Annotated in this window: 3 protein-coding genes; all 3 read left to right on the plus strand. The window is 73.3% G+C overall.

The window, feature by feature from the left end; all coding sequences use genetic code 11:
• A partial coding sequence (locus ITP53_RS54680; protein ID WP_236052237.1) for a thiamine pyrophosphate-dependent enzyme occupies positions 1-552 on the plus strand: 552 nt, incomplete at its 5' end.
• 10 nt (positions 553-562) lie between these two features.
• Positions 563-2023, plus strand: coding sequence for an aldehyde dehydrogenase family protein (locus ITP53_RS54685; protein WP_195903369.1), 1461 nt, complete (start codon positions 563-565; stop codon positions 2021-2023).
• Positions 2024-2105: 82 nt separating this feature from the next.
• Positions 2106-2767, plus strand: a 662-nt coding sequence (locus ITP53_RS54690; protein WP_236052238.1) for a helix-turn-helix transcriptional regulator, incomplete at its 3' end; no start/stop codon positions are given.

Consider the following 2767-nt stretch of genomic DNA (forward strand, 5'->3'; position numbering starts at 1 on the left):
TCGTTGCGGGCTGCGGATGTGTTGCGGGAGCTGGCTGTGCGGTTGCCGGGTGATGTCGTGCTCCTTGAGGAGGCGCCGTCCTCGCGGCCGGACCTGCATCGTCTCGTGCCGGCCAGGAGCCCGCTCGGTTTCCTGTCGGCGGCCATGGGCGGGCTCGGGTTCGCCGTGCCCGCCTCCGTCGGCCTGCGGATGGCGCTGCCCGACCGGCCCGTGATCGCGGTCGTGGGCGACGGGTCGGCGCTCTACGGCGTACACGCGCTCTGGAGCGCCGCGCACTACCGGGTGGGCGCGCTGTTCGTCGTGCTCGCCAACGGCCGGTACGCGGTCATGGACCGGCTGGCCGACCAGCAGGGCGGCAAGGCGCCGTGGCCGCCGTTCACCGAGGTGGACATGGGCGGTATGGCCAGGTCGCTCGGGTGCCCGGCCCGGCGGGTGGACTCGTACGAGGAGCTGACGGCGGCGCTGGACGAGGTGCTGCCCGGACTCGCCGCCCGTACGGAACCGCTGCTGCTCGACGTGGGCGTGACCGTGGATCCGGATTTCCAGCCATGAGGAGGCTCACATGACGTTCCTTGACCCCAAGATCTGGACCGGCTCGATCTTCGACGGCGGGTGGCGGGCCACACAGGCGGGCGACGCGCCGGTCATCGAGCCCGCGACCGGCGACGAGCTCGGCCGCGCGGGCACGGCGGGAGCAGGCGACGTGGCGGCGGCCGCCGTACGGGCGCGTAAGGAGCAGCGGGCCTGGGCGGCGACACCGTACGAGGAGCGGGCGGCGCTGCTGCGGCGGGCCGGTCGGCTGTTCGAGGAGCACGCGCAGGAGATCCAGGACTGGATCGTCCGCGAGTCCGGCGGCGTGCCTGGCAAGGCCGCGTTCGAGACGCACGTGGCGGCGCAGGAGTGCTACGAGGCGGCGGCGCTGGCCTCGCAGCCGCTCGGCGAGGTGCTGCCGACGGCACGCACGCGGCTCAGCTTCGCGCGGCGCGTCCCCGTCGGCGTGGTGGGGGTGATCGCGCCGTTCAACTTCCCGCTGATCCTCGGCATCCGGTCGGTCGCCCCGGCGCTCGCGCTGGGCAACGCGGTCGTGTTCAAGCCCGACCAGCGTACGGCCGTCTGCGGCGGGTTCTCGATCGCGCGCGTCTTCGAGGAGGCCGGGCTCCCTGACGGCCTCCTGCACGTGCTGCCCGGCGGCCCCGAGGCCGGCCAGACGCTGGTGACCGATCCGAACATCCCGGTGATCTCCTTCACCGGCTCCACCGCGGCCGGCCGCCGGGTCGGGGAGGCGGCCGCGCGCCTGCTCAAGCGCGTACACCTGGAGTTGGGCGGCAACTCGGCGCTCGTCGTGCTCGACGACGCCGACCTGGCGGCCGCCGCGTCGGCGGGCGCGTGGGCGTCGTTCTTCCACCAGGGGCAGATCTGCATGACCACGGGCCGGCACCTCGTGCACGAGGCGGTGGCGGAGGAGTACGTGGAACGCCTCGCCGCCAAGGCTGACGGCCTGCCGGTCGGCGACCCCGCCACCGGCCAGGTCGCGCTCGGGCCGCTCATCGACGCGAAACAGCGGGACCGGGTGCACCGCCTGGTCACCGATAGCGTGGCGGCCGGCGCGAGACTGGCCGCGGGCGGGACCTTCAACCGGCTGTTCTATCGGCCCACGGTGCTGGCCGGGGTGCCGGCGACCGCGCCTGCGTACGCGGAGGAGGTGTTCGGCCCGGTGGCGCCGGTGATGACGTTCTCGTCGCCGGAGCAGGCGGCCGCGCTGGCCGCGGACTCCGAGTACGGCCTCTCGCTGGGCATCCTCACCCGCGACGTGATGAAGGGCCTGGCCCTGGCCGACCTGGTGCCGACGGGCATCGTGCACATCAACGACCAGACGGTGGACGACGAGGCCGTGGCGCCGTTCGGCGGGATGGGCGCGTCGGGCACGGGCGCGCGGTTCGGCGGGACCGGCGCGAACGTCGACGCCTTCACCGAGACGCAATGGGTCACCATGCGAGGCGACATCGCCACGTACCCGTTCTGACCGCTTGACCGCCGGAGTGCTGTTCGGATTCGCCGGGGCTGGGTCATGGCGACCTGGGGTTTGTGCCGGGTATCGTCGCAAAATGGGGAAACGTCTCGAAGCCGAGCCTGAGTTTCGAGCCAGGCTCATGGTGGATGCCGGGCAGCGCGTCCGTACCGGTGCCGTGGAGTTCTTCGCTCGTAACCGTCCCTTGGTCGGCCATGCCAGGCGGGCCGCTGGCGAGGGTCCGGGGCTGTTGCGTTACTACTGGCGGGGCGCCGACCGGCGGCTTTACCGGGTGACGATCGAGGTGTCTCGCACCGAGCGCGGGCCCGTCACCGGGCTGGAGGCGCAGCGGTGTGAGCCGCCATGGGGGCTGACCCAGCGGGAGCACGAGGTGCTGACGTGCGTGGCGGTCGGCATGACCAATCCGGAGACGGCGGCTCGGGTGGGGTGCGGGGTCCGTACGGTCGCCACGCATGTGGAGAACGTACTGGCCAAGCTGAGGGCGCCGACCCGGGCGGCGGCCGCCGCGCTGGCGGTGGCCGAGGACGCGTTGCTGGCGCCGTTCACGGAGCGGGACGGGTTCGAGCTCACGACCGTCGGACGGGTGACCGGCGGCACGTCCAGGACCCCAGCCTCCGGCGACACGTCCAGCACCGCAGGCTCGCCTGGCACGTTCAACACCTCAGGCTCGCGTGGCACGTCCAGCGCCCCAGCCGCCCGCGACAGCGCCCCAGGCTCCCGCGGCACGTCCAGCCCCCC

Source organism: Nonomuraea cypriaca (assembly GCF_015645445.1).
GTDB classification, from domain to species: domain Bacteria; phylum Actinomycetota; class Actinomycetes; order Streptosporangiales; family Streptosporangiaceae; genus Nonomuraea; species Nonomuraea cypriaca.

What these genes read in the sequence shown, in the direction of transcription:
- ITP53_RS54685 (WP_195903369.1), top strand. Translation starts at nt 563, where the DNA reads ATGACGTTCCTTGACCCCAAGATCTGGACCGGCTCGATCTTCGACGGC.